This is a genomic window from Taylorella equigenitalis ATCC 35865 (assembly GCF_000276685.1).
Lineage (GTDB): Bacteria > Pseudomonadota > Gammaproteobacteria > Burkholderiales > Burkholderiaceae_B > Taylorella > Taylorella equigenitalis.
The window spans coordinates 686,870-706,103 of the sequence record NC_018108.1 but is presented as its reverse complement, the minus strand read 5'-3'; the positions used below and the strand labels follow the sequence as shown (position 1 = coordinate 706,103).

Annotated in this window: 18 protein-coding genes; 4 read left to right on the top strand and 14 right to left on the bottom strand. The window is 36.2% G+C overall.

Going from position 1 to position 19,234, the window contains the following annotated elements; all coding sequences use genetic code 11:
* Positions 1 to 24 precede the first annotated feature (24 nt).
* From KUI_RS03300 to KUI_RS03265, 8 genes are all read right to left on the bottom strand, one after another.
* Entirely contained in the window at positions 25 to 828 is an 804-nt protein-coding gene (locus KUI_RS03300) for a glutamate racemase (RefSeq protein ID WP_014840301.1), read from the bottom strand.
* A gap of 9 nt (positions 829 to 837) precedes the next feature.
* Entirely contained in the window at positions 838 to 1,230 is a 393-nt protein-coding gene (locus KUI_RS03295; RefSeq protein WP_014840300.1) for a MerR family transcriptional regulator, read from the bottom strand.
* A gap of 70 nt (positions 1,231 to 1,300) precedes the next feature.
* A complete protein-coding gene (locus KUI_RS03290; RefSeq protein ID WP_013522421.1) occupies positions 1,301 to 1,675 on the bottom strand; it encodes an integration host factor subunit alpha in 375 nt (124 codons plus the stop codon).
* 11 nt (positions 1,676 to 1,686) lie between these two features.
* The gene (pheT, locus tag KUI_RS03285) at positions 1,687 to 4,116 is read right to left on the bottom strand and encodes a phenylalanine--tRNA ligase subunit beta (protein WP_014840299.1); all 2,430 of its coding nucleotides are present in this window, start codon (positions 4,114 to 4,116) and stop codon (positions 1,687 to 1,689) included.
* Positions 4,117 to 4,125: 9 nt separating this feature from the next.
* Positions 4,126 to 5,148 carry a phenylalanine--tRNA ligase subunit alpha gene (pheS, locus tag KUI_RS03280; RefSeq protein WP_013522419.1) on the bottom strand — a complete coding sequence of 341 codons (1,023 nt, stop codon included), beginning with the start codon at positions 5,146 to 5,148 and terminating at the stop codon, positions 4,126 to 4,128.
* Positions 5,149 to 5,227: 79 nt separating this feature from the next.
* Positions 5,228 to 5,587 (bottom strand): 50S ribosomal protein L20, encoded by a 360-nt coding sequence (gene rplT / locus KUI_RS03275; protein WP_013522418.1) that lies wholly within the window; start codon positions 5,585 to 5,587, stop codon positions 5,228 to 5,230.
* A gap of 12 nt (positions 5,588 to 5,599) precedes the next feature.
* Complete coding sequence (gene rpmI, locus KUI_RS03270; RefSeq protein ID WP_014840298.1) at positions 5,600 to 5,797, bottom strand: 50S ribosomal protein L35; 198 nt, start codon at positions 5,795 to 5,797, stop codon at positions 5,600 to 5,602.
* Between the two features lie 125 nt (positions 5,798 to 5,922).
* Positions 5,923 to 7,857, bottom strand: coding sequence for a SurA N-terminal domain-containing protein (locus tag KUI_RS03265; RefSeq protein WP_013522416.1), 1,935 nt, complete (start codon positions 7,855 to 7,857; stop codon positions 5,923 to 5,925).
* An 83-nt stretch (positions 7,858 to 7,940) separates the two neighbouring features.
* On the opposite strand from KUI_RS03265, the gene KUI_RS03260 reads away from it, so the two are divergent.
* Entirely contained in the window at positions 7,941 to 8,816 is an 876-nt protein-coding gene (locus tag KUI_RS03260; RefSeq protein WP_014840297.1) for a 23S rRNA (adenine(2030)-N(6))-methyltransferase RlmJ, read from the top strand.
* On the opposite strand, the gene greB is transcribed toward KUI_RS03260, so the two are convergent.
* The 4 genes from greB to KUI_RS03240 are packed head-to-tail and all read right to left on the bottom strand — an operon-like array spanning position 8,813 to position 13,422.
* Entirely contained in the window at positions 8,813 to 9,361 is a 549-nt protein-coding gene (gene greB / locus KUI_RS03255; RefSeq protein WP_013522414.1) for a transcription elongation factor GreB, read from the bottom strand. The two genes, KUI_RS03260 and greB, sit on opposite strands and share 4 nt — an antisense overlap.
* Complete coding sequence (locus KUI_RS03250; protein ID WP_013522413.1) at positions 9,354 to 10,190, bottom strand: PHP domain-containing protein; 837 nt, start codon at positions 10,188 to 10,190, stop codon at positions 9,354 to 9,356. Before KUI_RS03250 ends, greB begins: the two co-directional genes overlap by 8 nt.
* 17 nt (positions 10,191 to 10,207) lie before the next feature.
* The gene (locus KUI_RS03245) at positions 10,208 to 12,649 is read right to left on the bottom strand and encodes a DNA internalization-related competence protein ComEC/Rec2 (RefSeq protein ID WP_014840296.1); all 2,442 of its coding nucleotides are present in this window, start codon (positions 12,647 to 12,649) and stop codon (positions 10,208 to 10,210) included.
* Entirely contained in the window at positions 12,619 to 13,422 is an 804-nt protein-coding gene (locus KUI_RS03240) for a TatD family hydrolase (RefSeq protein ID WP_013522411.1), read from the bottom strand. Before KUI_RS03240 ends, KUI_RS03245 begins: the two co-directional genes overlap by 31 nt.
* A gap of 73 nt (positions 13,423 to 13,495) precedes the next feature.
* Between KUI_RS03240 and ubiM the strand changes: the two genes are divergently transcribed.
* Positions 13,496 to 14,674, top strand: a complete 1,179-nt coding sequence (ubiM, locus tag KUI_RS03235; protein ID WP_225972109.1) for a 5-demethoxyubiquinol-8 5-hydroxylase UbiM — start codon at positions 13,496 to 13,498, stop codon at positions 14,672 to 14,674.
* On the opposite strand, the gene lolD is transcribed toward ubiM, so the two are convergent.
* Positions 14,661 to 15,347: a lipoprotein-releasing ABC transporter ATP-binding protein LolD gene (gene lolD, locus KUI_RS03230; RefSeq protein ID WP_013522409.1), complete on the bottom strand. Its 687-nt coding sequence runs from the start codon at positions 15,345 to 15,347 to the stop codon at positions 14,661 to 14,663. The genes ubiM and lolD overlap by 14 nt on opposite strands.
* Complete coding sequence (locus KUI_RS03225) at positions 15,340 to 16,620, bottom strand: lipoprotein-releasing ABC transporter permease subunit (RefSeq protein WP_044954041.1); 1,281 nt, start codon at positions 16,618 to 16,620, stop codon at positions 15,340 to 15,342. Before KUI_RS03225 ends, lolD begins: the two co-directional genes overlap by 8 nt.
* A gap of 53 nt (positions 16,621 to 16,673) precedes the next feature.
* Between KUI_RS03225 and KUI_RS03220 the strand changes: the two genes are divergently transcribed.
* Together KUI_RS03220 and recJ are read left to right on the top strand one after the other, a co-directional pair.
* Positions 16,674 to 17,525, top strand: a complete 852-nt coding sequence (locus KUI_RS03220; protein WP_014840294.1) for a hypothetical protein — start codon at positions 16,674 to 16,676, stop codon at positions 17,523 to 17,525.
* Positions 17,507 to 19,207 (top strand): single-stranded-DNA-specific exonuclease RecJ, encoded by a 1,701-nt coding sequence (recJ, locus tag KUI_RS03215; protein WP_014840293.1) that lies wholly within the window; start codon positions 17,507 to 17,509, stop codon positions 19,205 to 19,207. Before KUI_RS03220 ends, recJ begins: the two co-directional genes overlap by 19 nt.
* Positions 19,208 to 19,234 lie beyond the last annotated feature (27 nt).

Here is a 19,234-nt window from a genome sequence, read left to right as displayed (position 1 = left end):
AGACAGTAAGATTAGATAGCAGAATCAGATAGCAGGAACTTCTACTAACTTAATAGGTATACCTAATTTGTCAAACATAAGCTGAAGACCAATCAGTGGATACTCTTCGCTTGAAGTCGCATAACTTAATGTAGTACCCGAGCCTTCCGATGTATAGGGCTCGATTTTTTTAAGTGTGCGGTCAACTGGATTTATGAATTGCATATCAGGTGCTGCCTTTTGGAATATATCCACAATCCAAGTTAGATGTGTAGATGAAAGTGTACACACATCCGCATTTGGATATTTTTGACGCACATCATCCATAAACTTTTTGACTTGCTCTACAGTTTTTTCATGTTCAGTGATAAATTGACCACTTTCAACTGTAGTTACTAGATCTTCAGCATTAACCAAATGAACTTTCGCATCATCCGATATAGATTCGACAAAAAAACGAAATTCAGGTAAAGATGACAAAATCTTAACGCCTAGATTGATAATCTCTCCAGTTTTGGACGTAGCCACACCAGAGGCAATAGGAGGTATTGAACCCACTACTGGTACAGAGCACTCTTCCTTAATTTCACTGACAACTGTAATAGAGGGAGCATTAGAAGTCACAACAACCAAACAAGCACCCATATCAGCTAAGCGCTCTATAGCCCCCTTAATACAAGCTTTAAGCTCATCTTTAGTTTTCCATGCATAGGGAAAATTAGCCCTATCCGCAAAATAAATAATATCCTGTTTAGGAAATTTTTCTCTTATGGCCCTAGCCCATGCATAACTACCAATACCAGCATCAAACACCGCTATAGGTTTAACTAGTTTTTTTAGATTTTCCATAAGAGCACCTTATTTAAGGAGTTTATCAATATCTTTTAGAATCTGATTTAGTGAGGACTTTAAAGATGCAATTTCTTTAGCACTAAATCTAACTGCGGCATCTGATCCTGGCATAAGTGAATTATCTCTACCCTCTGCCAAACGATTGCGTGCTCCACTTATCGTAAATCCCTGATCATATAAAAGCTCACGAATTCTACGAATCAACAATACCTCGTGATGCTGATAATACCTACGATTACCCCTACGCTTAACTGGATTAAGCTGAGTGAATTCCTTCTCCCAATACCTTATAACATGTGGTTTAACATTACAAAGTTCAGAGACTTCGCCTATACCGAAATATCGCTTTGCTGGTATGGCTGGCAATGAGTCTGTAGGTAATATTTCTGTTTGTATCATCAGTTAAAAGTGTAGGCGCAAAAAAACCGCCATTTAAAGTCTATTAAAAGCAATTTTACACTAATTCGAATTAGGTTTCGCCTACAGCATTTTTAAGTTTTTGACTAGCATGAAATGTAACTACTCGACGTGCTTCGATAGGTATAACTTCCCCAGTCTTAGGATTTCTGCCAGGTCTAGCAGCTTTGTCTCTTACTTGAAAATTACCAAATCCTGATAGCTTAACATGTTCGCCATTAGCTAAGGCATCTCTAATTTGGTTAAAAAACTGGTCAACAATTTCTTTAGCCTCGCGCTTATTTAAACCTACAGATTCAAAAAGCATCTCCGCAAGTTCAGCTTTTGTAAGTGTTTTAGTTTTTGAATCATCTAATCCTGCAGAATCCGCTAATTCCTCAAAGTCCGCAGAATCCGCTTCTTGTAAATCAAAGTTTGTGTTATTCATTTTTTCCTCAATCAGCGCAAACGTGCATTAAATTTAGAAGTTAAATTGCTCAATATCTTATCCATAGCTGATTCTACTTGAGCATCTTCTAAACTGCTTTCATTTCCTTGAAAAATAAATTTGATGGCAATGCTTTTTTCTTCTGGATTTTGCTCATCAGTCCAAACATCAAATAAATAAAAATTCCTTATTACTGAGAGTTCATCATCTAAATTAACTAATGCACTTAGGTGATCTGCCACTTGTGCGTATTCTAAATTACTTGCTATCCATATAGCTAAGTCCCTCTCAGAGATTTGTTGTTTTGATAGGGATTTTGTTTTTGGTAAGGATCTTTCTTTAACAGCTTCTAAATCAATTTCAAAAACAATTGGTGAACTGTTTAATGAAAATATTTGAGTTAATTTAGGATGTAACTCACCTATAAAGCCCACTTCCAAACCTTTATAAAAAATGGAGGCACTTCTACCAGGATGCAATGCAACATGAGCATAGTCAGAAGAATAGGACTTAAACTTCAACTCCTCATAGTCTGACACAATATTTTCCACTACTTTTTTAAGATCGAAAAAATCTACTGGTCTGGTTTTTATACCCCATTGAGTTGGTAAGGCTAAGCCCCAAACTGCTCCTGCAAGTTTCAAACACTGGGAAATACCCTTAACTTCAAACTCTGAATCTTGAACAACCTCATCATGGGCAAAAACGCGGGCTATCTCAAATAACTTTATGGAAGATTGCTTTCTTTTAGAGTTGTAGACAATATTATTCACTAGACTTAAGATAAGACTAGATCTCATAACAGATAGATTTGAGGCAATAGGATTTAATAGTTTTACAGGATTAGGATTCTTTAAAAAATCCTCCTCCCATTTAGCATCTACAAAGCTATAGTTAACTACCTCTTGAAAGCCCTCAGTCACCATAAGTTCTCTGATTTGATGAGAGTCAAATTTTGATTCACTTAAAAAGTGCATCACAGCTTCAGATTTAGGTGACAGGGCAGGAATATTGTCGTACCCATAGATACGAGCCACTTCCTCGATTAAATCTTCTTCAATTTCAATATCAAATCTGTATGACGGAGAAACCACTTTAAATGTAGTGTCAGCTTCAGAATCTGAAATATCAAATTCAAATCCTAAGCCTTTGAATACTTCTTCAACTTGAGTGGAAGTTACAGGTACTCCCAACACTTTCTGACAACGACTCAATCTCATATCAACAGTTTTTTGGGCTGGTAGATTTACTTTTTGATCATCAATTTCACTAGCTTCGCCACCACAAATATCGATTATTAATTTTGTTATGTAGTTAATATGCTCAATATTTGATTGATAGTCTACGCCCCTTTCAAATCTATGACTTGCTTCAGAAGGAATTTTTAATTTTCTAGCCCTTCCTGCAATAGCATCGGGATACCAAAACGCTGCCTCAATAAAAATATTTTTTGTATTAAGATCAACAGCAGTTTGATGCCCACCCATAATACCAGCAAGACACTCTGGACCCGCATCCGAATAAATAACACCAAGATCAGAACTCAATTCAACATCAGTTTCATTTAACAGTTTAAGTTTCTGCCCCTCTGCACCCCAAGATACGGTCAAATCTCCATGAATCTTATCCAAATCAAATATATGCGTAGGCCTACCAAGTTCTAGCATGACGTAATTTGAAATGTCAACCAGAACTGATACGCTTCTCTGACCAGACCTTTCAAGTCTATCAACCATCCATTTAGGAGTACTACACTTTGCATCAACCCCTGTAATTACTCTTGCAGTAAATCTACCGCATAAATCTGAAGATTTAATATTAACTTTAGGTACTTTGATATTTGTATTTGTGGCAATACTCTCTGAAGTAGAATTTTGCTCTAAAGGTAATTTAAAAAGTGCTGAAACCTCTCTAGCTACTCCATATACAGAAAGACAATCAGCCCTATTAGGCGTGAGTTTAATTTCGTAAACTACATCATCCAAATTCAGGGCTTCACGAATATCAGTACCAGTCCTTAGATTCTCGTCCAATACCAATAATCCGCTAGCATCAGCACTTATACCCAACTCTTTAGCGGAGCAAAGCATACCAAATGACTCTTCACCTCTAAGTTTGCTTTTAGAAATTTTGAAATCACCAGGCAATACAGCACCAATAGTAGCCAAAGGCACCTTTATACCCTCTTTAGCATTAGGAGCACCACAAACAATTTGTATGGTTTCACCTTTTCCGTAGTCCACCTGACATATTCTTAGCTTATCGGCATTTGGATGCTGGACAATACTTACAATTTCAGCTATAACAACTCCACTAAATTCAGGAGCTACTTTCTGAATGCTTTCAACTTCAAGCCCAGCCATAGTCAAGGATTCTGCCAATTCCTCAGTTGAGACTGGGGGATTTACAAATTCTCGCAGCCATGAATCTAAAACTAGCATATCTGTATCCTAAGAGTGAAATTGTTTAAGAAACCTTAAGTCGCCCTCATAGAACAATCTAAGGTCATCAACACCATATCTAAGCATGGTTAATCTTTCAAGTCCAGATCCAAAGGCAAACCCTATATATTTTTCTGGATCTAAACCAAAATTTTTAATTACTGTAGGATGCACCTGACCTGACCCACTAATCTCTAACCACCTGCCCTTATTAGGTCCCGAAGTGAACATCATATCAACTTCTGCTGACGGTTCCGTAAATGGAAAAAAGGATGGTCTAAATCTAACAGTAAGATCCTTAGTCTCAAAAAATTCTTGCAGAAAATTTGTGTACACACCCTTAAGATGTGCAAATGATATATCTTGTGCAATCCAAAGACCCTCTACTTGATGAAACATCGGGGAATGAGTAGCATCCGAATCAACTCTATACGTCCTACCAGGAGCAATAACTTTAATTGGAGGTTTATGAGCACGTGCATAACGTACTTGCATTGGACTAGTATGAGTTCTAAGAAGATATGGAAGCCCTTTTGCATCCTTTTTATCAATATAAAAAGTGTCCTGCATGGAGCGAGCAGGATGGTTCTCTGGATTATTAAGTGAAGTGAAATTAGTCCAATCATCCTCAATCTCTGGACCATCTGCAATATCAAATCCTATGGATTTAAATATGTCTTCCACCCTCTTCCAAGTTTTTATAACTGGATGAATTCCACCTAAGCCCCTACCCCTGCCTGGCAATGTAATGTCTATTTTTTCAGCTGAAAGTTTTTCCTGCAATGCCATCTCAGAAAATTCATCTCTTCTAGCCCTTAGAAGTGTCTCTATTTCATTTTTAGCTTTTGAAAATCGAGCACCCTCTGTCTTTTTCTGTTCTGGTGGCAATGAAGCTAAACTCTTCATAAGAAGAGTGATTGACCCATTTTTACCGAGATATATAGCTTTTTTATCTTCTAGTGATGCAGGCGTTTTAGCTTCTTTAAAATCAATTGAAGCCTTTCTAACTAATTCATCTAAATCTATAGGCATGAGGGAAATCAAGTAGTTTTAAAAACAAACGGAGCCCAAAAAAGAGCCCCGTGTAAGAAAAGCAAAGGGAAAGCTTAGGTTAAGCACCTAGGGCTACTTTTGCTTGCTTCACAATTACAGCAAAGCCTGGTTTATCGTTTACTGCCATATCAGCTAAAACTTTTCTGTCTAAGGAAATAGCTGCTTTTTTAAGACCTGCTATGAAGGCACTGTATGTCATGCCCTGCTCACGAACTGCTGCGTTAATACGGGCAATCCATAAAGAGCGGAATGAGCGCTTTTTGTTTCTACGGTCACGATATGCGTACTGACCTGCACGCATAACAGCTTGCTTAGCTACACGGAACACGTTTCCGCGACGACCACGAAAACCTTTTGCTAATTTAATTATTTTTTTGTGACGAGCACGTGCGGTAACACCGCGTTTTACGCGTGGCATATATATCTCCTATTAAGCGAAAGGCATCATAGCGCGAACTGATGCAACATCAGACTCATGAACCTGAGTTGCTCCACGAAGATGACGTTTATTTTTAGTAGTTTTTTTAGTAAGGATGTGGCGCTTAAAAGCCTGACCACGCTTAATTGAGCCGCTACCGCGAACAATAAAGCGCTTGGATGCGCTTTTTTTAGTTTTCATTTTTGGCATAATTTTACCTTCATAGATACGGGAGGCACTAATGGTAGCACCTTTCAAAAACCCTTAATCCTTAATATTTTTTATTTTAAAAAACGTATATTTTATAAGTAAGTTATTAAAAAGTCTAGACTTTTTTATTTAGTTGGTGCTTCTATAGTCTTTTGTGCAACATCAGTAAAAATTACTTTGTTAGTTTTTCTAAGTGAAGCTTTATATGAATCACCAACTTGAGCGGAAACACCATTTTTAACAATTATTGGAAATTGTTGCTCAAACACCCTGACCATACGTTCATCTGGTATTGCATCCTTAATAACCCTCACTACAGCATATCCATCTGGTACTTCTCCAGCTACATAGGTAGGTAGTTTATCGTTAGGAATAGCCATAACATCTCTCATCAAATTTTCTGGAAGATTGCTAGCAAATATACTTGTTTCAATAGGATCTCTTAGCAATGAACTTCCATCTGATGCTTTAGGTGCTTCTGAGGGATTATTTTTATAAATATTTATAAACTCATCACCTGCTTTTTTAGCTAGTTCTGCCCCTTTTTCAAGCTGATAATCTCGTGTAACTTTAGCTTTAACCGCTTTTAACTCTGGTACTTTTGATTCAACCTTATCTAAAATTTTGAATACTAAAAATTCTGAAGGTGAAATTTCAATGACACCAGAGTTTTGTCCTTGGTTATAAACTTCAGAACTATAAGCTGTATCTATAACTCTTGGAGAGTTAAAAATTTTCTTTAATTCATCGCTAAGGACCATTTGATTTGGAACATCTGAAATTAAACCGCTTTTAGAAAGACCAAATACTTGACTAACTTGTAACTGCAAGTCTTCAGCGATAGTTTTTAGATCATCACTTCTGTCATGCACTAAATTAGTAAGATTTGTAGAAAGTTCTGCAAACTTATCAGAAGCTATTTGAAGTTTTACTTCATTAACTAATGTATCTTTAAGTTCCTCGAAGGATTTAACTTTCGCTTTTTCGATTTGAACTACATCGAATATATGAAATGAATTTCCTAATTTAACAGGACCTGTTATGCCAGGCTTATCCAATGCAAAAACAGTATTTTCGATACCAGGAATATCCGATTTTTTAAGAAAACCTAATTCACCTTTATTATTTTTTGTACCTGCATCAAGAGAGTCGGATAAAACAAACTCCTCAAATTTGTTTGGAGTTGTCTTTAGTTCCTCATAGATGGCTTTAGCCCTCTCTTCTGAATCAAGCTGAATATGCCTTACAAATCTTCTCTCTTCTGTGGAGAATCTATTTTTATTATTTTCATAGTAACTTTTGAGTGCATCTTCATTTGGCTGAGGTACAAGATCAACAGCAGCTTTCTGATTTAGTAAGAAATATTCAACATTTACATACTCAGGGACACGATATTTTTCTTCTGAATTTTTCTTATACCAATCCTCTAACTCTTTCTCATCAACAGAAACTGCGTTTATAAAATCTTCATTAGCAAAAATCTTTGTTTGAACTTCTCTAGTTTTAGTAACGTGTTTTTTTAATTCCTCCAAAGTTGTAAGAGGCACTAGGGTGCTATTAATTAATGGTTCAACCACCAAATTAATACCAGTGTTTGCTCTTAGATAATTTTCATACTCTTGAGAAGTTATATTAGCACTAGTAAGAAATGCATTGTAATTCTCCATTGAGAATTTTCCATCAACCGCAAATTTAGGATCCAAAGCAATTGCACTTCTGACCATAGAATCAGAACCGAAAAATTTATTTTTATTGGCAGTTTGAGTAATTAAAATGTCATCTACGATTTTATTTAACCAAAGATTACGATTTGCAGGCGTATCAATTTCAGATACTTTGAAATTATTACCCAATTGGTCACGTAAAGAATTTAGCCTCTCAGTCCAAGATTTATTAAACTGTCTCTCAGTAATTTTTTCTTTATTAACCTTAACTAGGGGTTTTTCGCTAATACTCATACCTGAATATTTAGACGTTCCAAAGAAAACAAACGATGGAACTATAAGAATTATTATTATGAATAGGACCCATTTAGAATGTTTGCGAAAAAACTCTAACATATATGCTCATATAAGATTGTTTTAAATAAGAGGAAAATTTTAACAGATTTATAATAGAGGTTTCCGTCCAATAGAGCACTTCAATGTTTAGTTACAGACATGCTTTTCATGCAGGCAACCATGCAGATGTTCTTAAGCATTTCACTCTTATTCATATTATCAATTACTTTAATAAAAAAGATTCACCCTACTGGGTTATAGATACTCATGCTGGTGCAGGCATTTATGACTTAACAAGTGAATGGGCAAACACAAAGGCTGAGTATGTTACTGGTATTAAAGCTTTATGGAATGCAAATCTACCGTATGAACTTAAAGAGTATGTCCAGTACATAAAAGACTTTAATGAAGTAGAACCAAATAAAGGTCCAGAATCACTTACCGCCTATCCAGGTTCTCCATGGATTGCTTTAGAATTTATAAGAGACACCGATAAACTAAAGTTGTTTGAATTGCACCCTACAGAGATAGATATTCTAAAAAATAATTTAAGTTTTGATGAACTCCAACTTAAAAGGCAAATTCAGATTAATTTTTTAAATGGATTTCAGGGGCTTATAGGATTATTGCCACCATCAACAAAAAGAGCAATAGTCCTGATAGACCCGTCTTATGAAGACAAAACCGACTATAAATCGGTTATACGGAGCATAAAAGAATCCTTAAAAAGATTTAAAACAGGTTGCTATCTTATTTGGTATCCATTAGTTCAAAGAGCTGAGGTTCATGATATGTTAAGGCATTTAAAAAATTTGCCAGAAACCAAATGGATTAATGCACAACTCACAATCTCTAAACCACCAAAAGATGGATATGGACTATATGGAAGTGGTGTATTCGTAATCAACCCTCCATACACACTTCTAAATTCCTTAGAAATAAATTTACCAGCTCTTAAGCAACATCTTGGAATTAAAGGTGAATCAAGTTTTCTACTAGAACACTCTGCCCAACTTTAGTCTGGATAGACTATTTCAAGAACTTCGATTTCCTGCTTGCCGTTTGGTGTTTTAAGAGTGACAATTTGCCCCTCTTCTGACTTAATAAGGGCTTTGGCTACTGGGGAAATCCAGCTTATTTTGCCATTTAATGGATCCGCCTCATCTATACCAACTATGGTTACAGTAACTTCATCATTATTTGGATTTAAGTAAGTTACTGTAGCTCCAAAATACACTCGGTCCTTGTTGGGTTGTTGGGATGGGTCGATAACTTCAGCTATTTCTAAACGTTTTGTTAAAAAGCGGATGCGTCTATCAATTTCTCGCAGTCTTTTTTTCCCGTATATATAATCACCATTTTCAGAACGATCCCCATTTGAAGCCGCCCATGAGACAACCTGGACAACTTCAGGTCTTTCAACAGTGACTAAATCCGATAATTCCTTTCTTAAACTGTTATATCCAGTCACAGTCATATAGTTTTTTATGCCCTTTGGAATCTCAGGCTCTAAATTTAATTCTTCTTCTTTTTTTGCATCTTCCTTAACAAATGCTCTACTCATTAAAATGCTCCCATACAGGATCCAAGCCCTTTGGCAATGCAGGCACTTCACCTAGTTGCATATTGTCTTTTTCCAACCCATGAAAATCAGATCCACAAGAAGCCCAAAACCCATATTTTTTGGCAATGAATTCGTATTCTACATATTGCGATGGAAAATGCGATCCCGTCACAACCTCTATTGCCATCCCGCCAAAATCTTTAAATTGATTAAAAAATTTCACAAACTCATCAGTTGAGTACTTATATCTCCCAGGATGGGCTATAACAGGCACACCTCCGGCAGAAACAATCCATGAAACAGCATCTTCAAGAGTAGCCCAATTTCCAGCTACATATGCAGGCTTACCTGGAGTTAAGTAACGGTCAAAAACTTCTTGCAACTGTGAGCACACACCAGCATCAACTAAATATCTTGCAAAATGAGTTCTAGATAAATTTTCCTCTTTATCAGAATATCTCATAGCACCCTCAAAAGTTCCACTTATACCAAGTGCATCAAATTTAGAAGCCATCTCTTGTGCACGTATTACTCGACCTCGTCTTATGCTTTCAAGCCCTTGATATATCTCTATATTATGAATATCAAAATTTAGTCCAACTATATGAACTGTTTTCCCAGCCCATGTAGCGGAAATCTCAACACCAGAAACATATTTAATACCTAATTCCTGTGCTTTTTTTGAGGCTCTCTCTTGACCTGAAAGTACATCATGATCAGTTAGGCTCCATATATCTACATTCTTCGATTTAGCAATTACGGCTAATTCATCTGGAGAATAAGATCCGTCAGATGCAGTCGAATGACAGTGTAGATCTACATTTAGCATATATTCTCCTTGTATTTTTATTTATTCAATCTATGCCAATATTTTTTTATTTTGTTTTTATACGACTTCCATTTTAATCCATATGTATCAGACGTAACCTCAATAGCCCCTTGATTAAAGGTTACTAAAAATTCGCTACCTCGCTCGGTCCATCTATCTTTAACAATTTTGTGAGGATGACCGTACATATTCATATATCCTGCCTGAGCAATAACAATCTTAGGTCTTGTTAAGTTCACAAATTGTTGGTTAGAAGAAGATTTTGATCCATGATGTGCAGCCATAATTAAATCAATTTTTTTATTCTTCAATTGTGGCAATATCCCTAATTCCTGCTTTTCCAAAATATCACCTGTCAAAAGAGCTGAATGATTCCTCCCTTCCACAAGCAATACACAACTGTCTTCATTTTTAGACTTAATAGGCCAATGCTCCCTATTCTTAGGATATAAAAAAGTGAATTTAACTCCATCTGCTGTAAAACTAACACCAGTTCGACAAACGTCGTATTGTAGGTTTTCATTTTTACTCTTATAAAATTTTCCCGTTTCACGCTCCTCATAATCAATATATTTATCCACTTTAAATGAGGCAAACATCCGACCGACTTTTACATTATGTATTAGTTCTGCCATACCTCCTGTATGGTCTATATCTCCGTGAGACACAACTAAATAATCTAATTTGTGAACTCCTAAATATCTAAAACTAGAAGAAAAAACACTGCTAAAGCCCTCTTTATTCGGAGAAACTCTAACGCCCGTATCAAACAAAAGAGTTTTGTTTTTTGTAAAAATTAAAACCCCTCCACCTTGTCCAACATCAAATGCAATTAATTTCCAATCCCCTTTTTGTGGCAATGATGCACTGCCAAACACAGAAGGCAAAATCATAACCAAACCAATTAACTTAAAAATTTTGTTTTTGATTACAAGAAAAAGAACAACTCCTAAAACTGACAACCATATAAAGGGACTGTGTGCAATATCAATGCTAGCCCAACTGAATTCGTTTATATATTCAGTCAATTTCATAACTTTATATAGCAACCAATGAATGGAGTCTGCAAAATGTTGATTTAACCCGTGGTAGGGGTTGATAAAGGTAAACATTGCCAACAGAAGGCATGCAGGTGTGATAATCGATCCTATAAGAAATATTGCGTATGCATTGACAAAGGGAGAGACAATTGAAATTTGATTGAAAAAAATTATTAAAAAAGGTGTTATGGCAAAAGTAATACCCAGTTGTAATTTAGTCCATTCAAAAATGGCCGATTTAAGTTTTTTCCACTTACTCATATCACCATATTGAAGCTCTTTATAAAAATTTAAAATGTATTGAAGAACGGCTACAGCAGCAAAGGACAGATAAAATCCAACGCTATGTATGGCCCAGGGATCAAAAATCAAAATCACAACAGCCACAAGTAAATAATTTTGAATAAACGTAGCTTTTAAATTGAAAATTTTGAATAGAAATACTACCAACAACATCAAAAATGTTCTTTGGGCTGGCACACCCCATCCAGCCATCTGACAGTAAGCAAAGGCAACTACAAGTCCTACAAACAAACCTAAATTTTGAATGCTAAATTTATCATTTAACAATTTACCCTTTCGTCGAACTCTTGAGCCGAGCGATAAAACAGCTAAAGTCGCTAAAGTTGAGAGCATGGTGATGTGAGAACCGCTTATAGAAACTAAATGCGTAATTCCCGTGCGATTAAATAGTTGCCAATAACTCTGAGGTATAGCAGACTGGTCGCCCATTACCAAAGCGATTATTATGCCTCCGTATTTTTTATCATTTACATATGACAGAAGCCTCTCTCTAACTTTGTGCCTTATAAATTCTATCCGCGTAGTGTAATTAAAGTTTTTACTACTTATTAATTGCGGATGCCCTTTTATAGATCCAGTTACTCGATAGCCCTTACGAAACATATAGGTCTGTGTATCGAAACCTCCAGGATTCATTAGCCCTGAGGGCGATTGTAATTTTAGATTTGCGTACCATATCTGACCTGGTTCTATCTTTGGCAATGGGTTTATTTTCGGTCCAAATTTATATAGATTAAAACCTTTAGTTATATTCCAATATACCCTTAATTTTTTAGGTATCTTTAAATCGCCTACATCAAGAATTGTGGCATCAAACTGTATATTAGATTCGGTTTCAGTAGAAATACTTGTGACTAAGAACTTAGTCTCTACTGTTTTCCTTTCAAGTGCAGATGGCAGTTGTGACTGAAGTCGGTCATATGCTTGATAACTTGAATACACAAAGCTTAAATAAAAACAAGCATAAATGATTTTTAGTGGTGTTTTATAAGGCCATAGAAATGGCATTAACGTTACGACGTAAAACCATTCACTTGATGGCAATGCCCTTAATTGCTGGACTATAACAAATGCTAATATTGAAGCTAATGAGCATAGTATTGGAATTGAGGGCAATTAAATATTCTCGCAGCGTTAGCGGAAGTTACTTCAGCAAGTTCTTCCAAATTAATTTCTCTTAAGTCTGCAAGTACTTGAGCTATTTGTCTCAAATGATAAGGTTCATTTCTTTGTTTATAAATCCAACTAGGTGCTATATCTGGTGAATCTGTTTCTAAAACAATATTTTCAATAGGTACCAATTTAGCCAATCGTCTAATCTGAAGGGCACGTTCATATGTAATATTGCCCCCAAAGCCAAGACAAAATCCCAAGTCTATAAACTTTTTTGCTTGCTGTTCACTTCCATTGAATGCGTGTGCTATCCCTTTAAGGCCCCCAATCTGATTAAGAAATTTATACACCCTATCTACCGACTTACGAACATGTAAAACTACAGGAAGTTTAAATTTTTTTGCAAGTTTTAACTGTTCAACAAAGTAAAATTCTTGCTTTTCAATTTGCTCTGGAGCTTGGAGTGAATCAACAAAATAATCTAGTCCAATTTCACCTATTCCTATTAATTTAGGGTTTTTATTTTCTCGCAAAATTTTCTCAAGAAACTGCAGGTCATTAATACTAGCACCCTCTAGGTACATAGGATGCATACCTAGACAAAAATATCCACCCTCAAAGCCACTAGCAATTTCCTCAACAATGGCGTAATTACTAGTGTTTATGGCAGGGATAATTATTTTTAAAACCCCATTATCTTGTGCCCTAGAAATCACATTTTGTAAATCTTGCTTAAAATCCAAAGCGTCAAGGTGGCAATGCGTGTCTATAAACATGAGAGCTCTTTTGTTACAATGAGATGAAAATTCTTAATTTAACATTATTCATCACACGGGGAATGTTATGGCGATGGATGCAGATATTATTGTCGTGGGAGCTGGACCTGCAGGTCTAGCATTTTGTAGAACTCTAAGTGCTAGCAACCTGAAGATTTTACTAATTGAAAAAAACTCCCAGGAATCTATCGCTAATCCAAAGTTTGATGCACGTGAAATTGCATTGACACATGCATCCCGAAGTTCAATGAAAAAACTAGGTATTTGGGGTAGAGTTAAGCCAGAACATATTTATCCTTTGTATGATGCTAAAGTTTTTAACGGTACTTCAGACTACACATTACACTTTGAAGATAAAAAATCTCTCGACACTGGTGAGGGGTTAGGATTTTTTATTTCTAATAATCACATACGCAAAGCCTCATACGAAGCCGTTCTTGAGCAGGATAATGTTGAGATGCGTTTTGGAGTAGGCGTTGCAGACGTAAAGGTTAACTACGAAGGAGCTGTAGTTACACTCGAAGATGGGACAAAACTCACTTCTCGCCTTTTAGTAGCAGCCGATAGCAGATTCTCAAGTACACGTCGCAAAATGGGAATTGGTGCGGATTCAAACGATTATGGTCGTACCGTTGTAACTTTTAGAATTAAGCATACAATTTCTAACAATCATACAGCTATGGAGTGTTTTCACTATGGTAGGACTTTAGCTATATTGCCACTAGATGAACATTTAAGTAGTTGCGTTTTTACTATAGATTCAAACAGAGCACACGAAATTTTAGATATGTCTTCTTCGGAACGTGAGGCAGATGTATATAAGCTTTTAGATGGTAAATTAGGTGAAATTACAGTAGATAGCGAAATGGTTTCGTATCCACTAGTTGGTGTGCATGCAAAACGCTTTATAGGACCTTCCTGTGCTGTTATAGGAGATGCTGCCGTAGGTATGCATCCAGTCACTGCACACGGATATAACTTAGGCTTGGCATCAGCCGTTATACTGGGTTCCGAGATTATTAAGGCTGAAAGACGAGGTCAAGACTTTGCATCTCAAGCTGTACTTAGTGCATATGAGCAGAAACACATGCTTAAAACTCGCTTTTTATATCACGGTACAAATGCAGTGGTTGGTATATTTACAAACGATAGCGAACCAGTTAAAGTCCTTAGATCTGCAATACTCAGAATTAGTAACAACTTGCCTCCTTTCAAAAAATTTGTTACTAACATGCTTACTAAATCTGAGTAGGATTTAAAGTACCGTTTTCCATTCTAAGTTGTCTGTCTGCCATAGATGCAAGCTTTTGATCGTGAGTAACTATGGCAAAAGCAGTCTTTAACTCATTGTTCATTTCTTTAAGAAGGTCAAACATAGAGGCCGCCGTATCTGTATCTAGGTTTCCTGTTGGTTCGTCAGCTAACACCAAGACTGGCTTTGTAACTAAAGCTCGTGCCAATGCGACTCTTTGACGTTCACCTCCAGATAGTTGTCCTGGTCGGTGCATTTCTCTGGATTTAAGTCCAACCTTTTTAAGAATAATTTCTGCCTCACTTCTTGCTTTTTCAAAATTTATGCGACGAAGAATAAGTGGCATAGCTACATTATCTAATGCAGTAAACTCAGGGAGCAAATGGTGAAACTGATAAACAAATCCTAATTTTTCATTGCGTACTTTACTTTTTTGAGCCTCAGTTAAATGTTTTGTATCAAGGCCATCAATAACAACTTGTCCGCTTGAGGGTTTATCTAAAAGACCAATAATATGAAGTAGTGTAGATTTTCCAGAACCAGATGCACCTACTATAGCAAGCATTTCACCTTTGGGAATCTGAAGGTTAATATTTTTTAGGATTTCTAAATTTGCATCTCCATCTGAGTAGGACTTGAAAACTGCTTTTGCTTCTAGGGCCAAATTATTCATGCCTTAAAACCTCCGCAGGTTGTAGTTTAGATGCCCTCCAGCTTGGATAAATAGTAGCAAGCAAAGATAGAATTATAGAAGTAGTAGCTATAAAGAAAACTTCATTTAAATTAACTTGTGAGGGAAGTTGTGAAATGAAATAAACCTCTGGATTGATAAACTCAATCCCTAAAAGGTTTTCTATAAATGGAATAATAGTTTCTATGTTATATGCAATCAAACAACCCAATGCAACCCCTACAAGGCTTCCGATAATCCCAATTAAAGCACCCTGAATTAGAAAAATTAATCCAATAGACCTAGGACTCGCACCCAAGGTTCTTAATATGGCAATATCAGACTGTTTATCCTTAACTGACATAACTAGAGAGGAAAGCAAATTAAAAGCAGCTACAGCCACAATTAAAGTAAGAATCATAAACATCATTCTTTTCTCAACTTTAACTGCCGCAAACCAAGTTCTATTATCGTAGGTCCAATCATGAGCAATATATCCTGTGGGCAATGTATTAGTCATAAGCTCAGCAATCTCAGGAGCTTTAAGCATATCTTTAACCCTTACTCTAACACCAGAAATAGCGGTATTTCTAAATAAAACTGCAACATCATCTGCATGCATAAATGCTAAATTACTATCATATTCAGCATGACCTGAGTCAAATAGAGCAACAACTGTAACTTGTCGCATACGAGGCGAAAACCCTGAAGGATTTATGGTACCTTGTGGACTCATGACTAGTAACGTGTCTCCTACTCCAACCCCCAATAAATTAGCAGCCCTTGAGCCTAGCACAATTCCAAATGATTTAGGTTTTAACTGCTCCAAAGAGCCCTCTGTTATTTGTTCTGGTAGTTCAGAAACATTACCCTCCTCGGAAGGTAAAATACCTCTAAATTGAGCACCTCGTAAAACCTGATCCCTTACTAACATACCTCCAGCCGAAACAAATGGAGAGGCCCCAGTGACATCTTTGAATTTAATAATTTGATCGCGTAACTGCTCCCACCCTTTTAAACCTTCTACCGCATTTGTATTTGTAGAATAGACTTGAATATGAGGTATAACGGAGAGCATGCGATCACGAACTTTAACTTGAAAGCCACTCATCACTGAGAGAACAATAATTAAAGCAGCAACCCCCAAAGCAATCCCAGCCATGGAGCTTGCAGCTACGAATGAAACAAAACGGTCGCGTTTTGCACCTCGACCTTTTGATTTGGTTAAACCTGCGTATCTAGTTCCGACCCAAAGTTCGTATGGCAATGACACTATCAATATCCAGTTAAAATTAGAATTTTAACAGCAGAACAGATTGCCCCAAAAAAATGGATTTAATTGTAAGGGCCTTTATACCACCTCCTCCACTTATTACTAATTGTGCAAGCTATATAAAAGCAAATCTTCCTAATTTAGAAAACGTGATGAGGATTAGAAATGCTAAAGTCATAGATTTTCCCTATGAGAAATTTAGATGTACATCGGAAGAATTTCTTGTACATCATGACCTAAATGAAATAGAAAATTTAATCACATTCAAATCGACAAGCAATTTTGAGTTTAATGAATCAAATGGATTTATCTACGAGATAAATTTAGGGAAAATTGAAGTAGGAAACCATAACACAAATTTCAAAAGAACTAATTCTAAGGTTCCAATTAAAATTTTCGATATCATTGAATCTGAACTAAATCATCATGATATAGAAGTTATAGATAAAAGTGCAAAACAACTGCTGATTAAAACTAAAAGAAAATTGGGCAACTTGGCTACCACTTCTTTAATTGAGGAAACTTCGGTATCATCATTTTGGCCTGAAGATGATGAAAGTAAAGAGTTTAGAAAAATTTATAATCATATTGTTATGGCTATGCATCAATACTCTAGCGATGAAAGCCATATAAACGGTATTTGGATTGAGGAAGTGAGTGCGGGAGCATTGCCACCCAAAAAAGAAATATCAATTATAGATATTTTAAGAGAACCTAGTTTAAATAATGATTGGGAATTATGGTTCAAAAAATTGCACGAGATTGACTCTTTAATCGATCAAAAAAATAAGACATTTAACGATATTTACTTAACAACTACGGATAAGATTTTGCTTTTAAATAAACCAAGAGGAATTTCTAAATTATTTAAAAAAGATTGGGTAAAAGTGTGGAATCAAATCAAATAAAAATACGTAAATTCAATCCAACCATTGCGAGTACACTTGAAAGCCAGGGATTCAATCCTCTTATTGCTAGGATATTGGCTTCTAGAGGGGTTACTGACAAAGAACAAATGTCTACGGATTGGAAGCATCTATTAAATCCAAATTTAATGCTTAATATGGAAATGACTGCTTCTTATCTTGCTGATGCGATTGAGCAGAAAAAAAATATATTGATAGTAGCGGATTATGACTGCGACGGAGCAACAGCATGTGCAGTTGCAATTCGTGGACTACGCATGTTTGGGTATGATGCTGATTTTTATGTACCAAATCGGGCGGAAACTGGGTATGGTCTATCTCCTGAGCTCATAGATTTAGTCCTTGCTCAAAGATCAAAACCTGACTTAATAATCACAGTAGATAATGGTATTGCAAGTGTGGATGGCGTTAGATACGCCAACTCTTTGGGTATCCAAGTTTTAGTTACTGATCATCATTTGCCAGGAGATGTACTACCTGATGCACTAAGCATAATCAACCCAAATCAAAGAGGATGTAGGTTTCCATCTAAAGCTTTAGCAGGTGTAGGTGTGATGTTTTATTTACTCATTGCCCTACGAACCGAATTTCGCCGAAGAGGTAGATGGCAAAGTAGCAATCAAGAGCCACCTATAAGTAATTTAGTCGATTTAGTAGCTTTGGGTACCGTGGCTGATGTTGTTAAGCTTGACTCTAACAACAGGCTTTTAGTCGATAAGGGACTATCCCTTATGAAGCACGGAAAAGCTAAGCCAGGGATAATTGCACTATTTCAAGTCGCTTCGTGTAACTTTGCAAAATCTACAAGTTTAGATTTGGGGTTTATTTTAGGTCCGAGAATTAACGCCGCAGGTAGACTGGCTGATATGTCTCTTGGTATTAAATGTTTACTTACAGATGACCCCGAGGAAGCCTATGCTTACGCCAGTGAACTAAATGAAATAAACAAAAAGCGTAAATCCATAGAAAACACTATTAAGCAGGAAGCCCTTAATGGAGATGAGTACACCACCTTCTCAGGACAATCCCTTATATCTTATAGTAAAGATTGGAATCCTGGTGTTATAGGGATTGTCGCCTCAAGACTTAAGGAGAAATACTGGGTTCCTTCAATCGTATTTGCTAGTGCAGGCGAAGAGTTAATTCAAGGTTCTGGCAGATCGATTCCTGATGTACATCTTAGAGATGTATTAGACTTGGTATCAAAAAGACATCCTAATTTTTTAACAAAATTTGGAGGGCATGCGATGGCTGCTGGTTTAACAATGCATGCAAAATATCTAGAAGAATTTAAAGTTGCATTTAATAAAGCTGTTATAGATATTTCAGGTATAACTGAGTTCAATAGAATAGTTGAAACAGATGGCGAAATTGATGTTGTTTGGGCTCATTTGGACACCGCCAAAGAAATTGAGAAAATCGTATGGGGTGCAGGATTCCCTCCTCCTCTTTTTAATGACAAATTTACTGTACTAGATCAAACGGTTTTAAAAGAAAAGCATTCGAGACTACGTTTAGAAAAAGATGGTGCTGAATTTAAAGCGATATATTTTAATTTTGCGGAAGCATTGCCAAACGAAGTGGAATTTTTATTTACTATGAATGTTAATCAATTCAATGGGTATGAGAGTCTGCAATTAAATATTCAGGACCATGTTATATAGTAAAATTTCCTTACCTCACTAAGAATA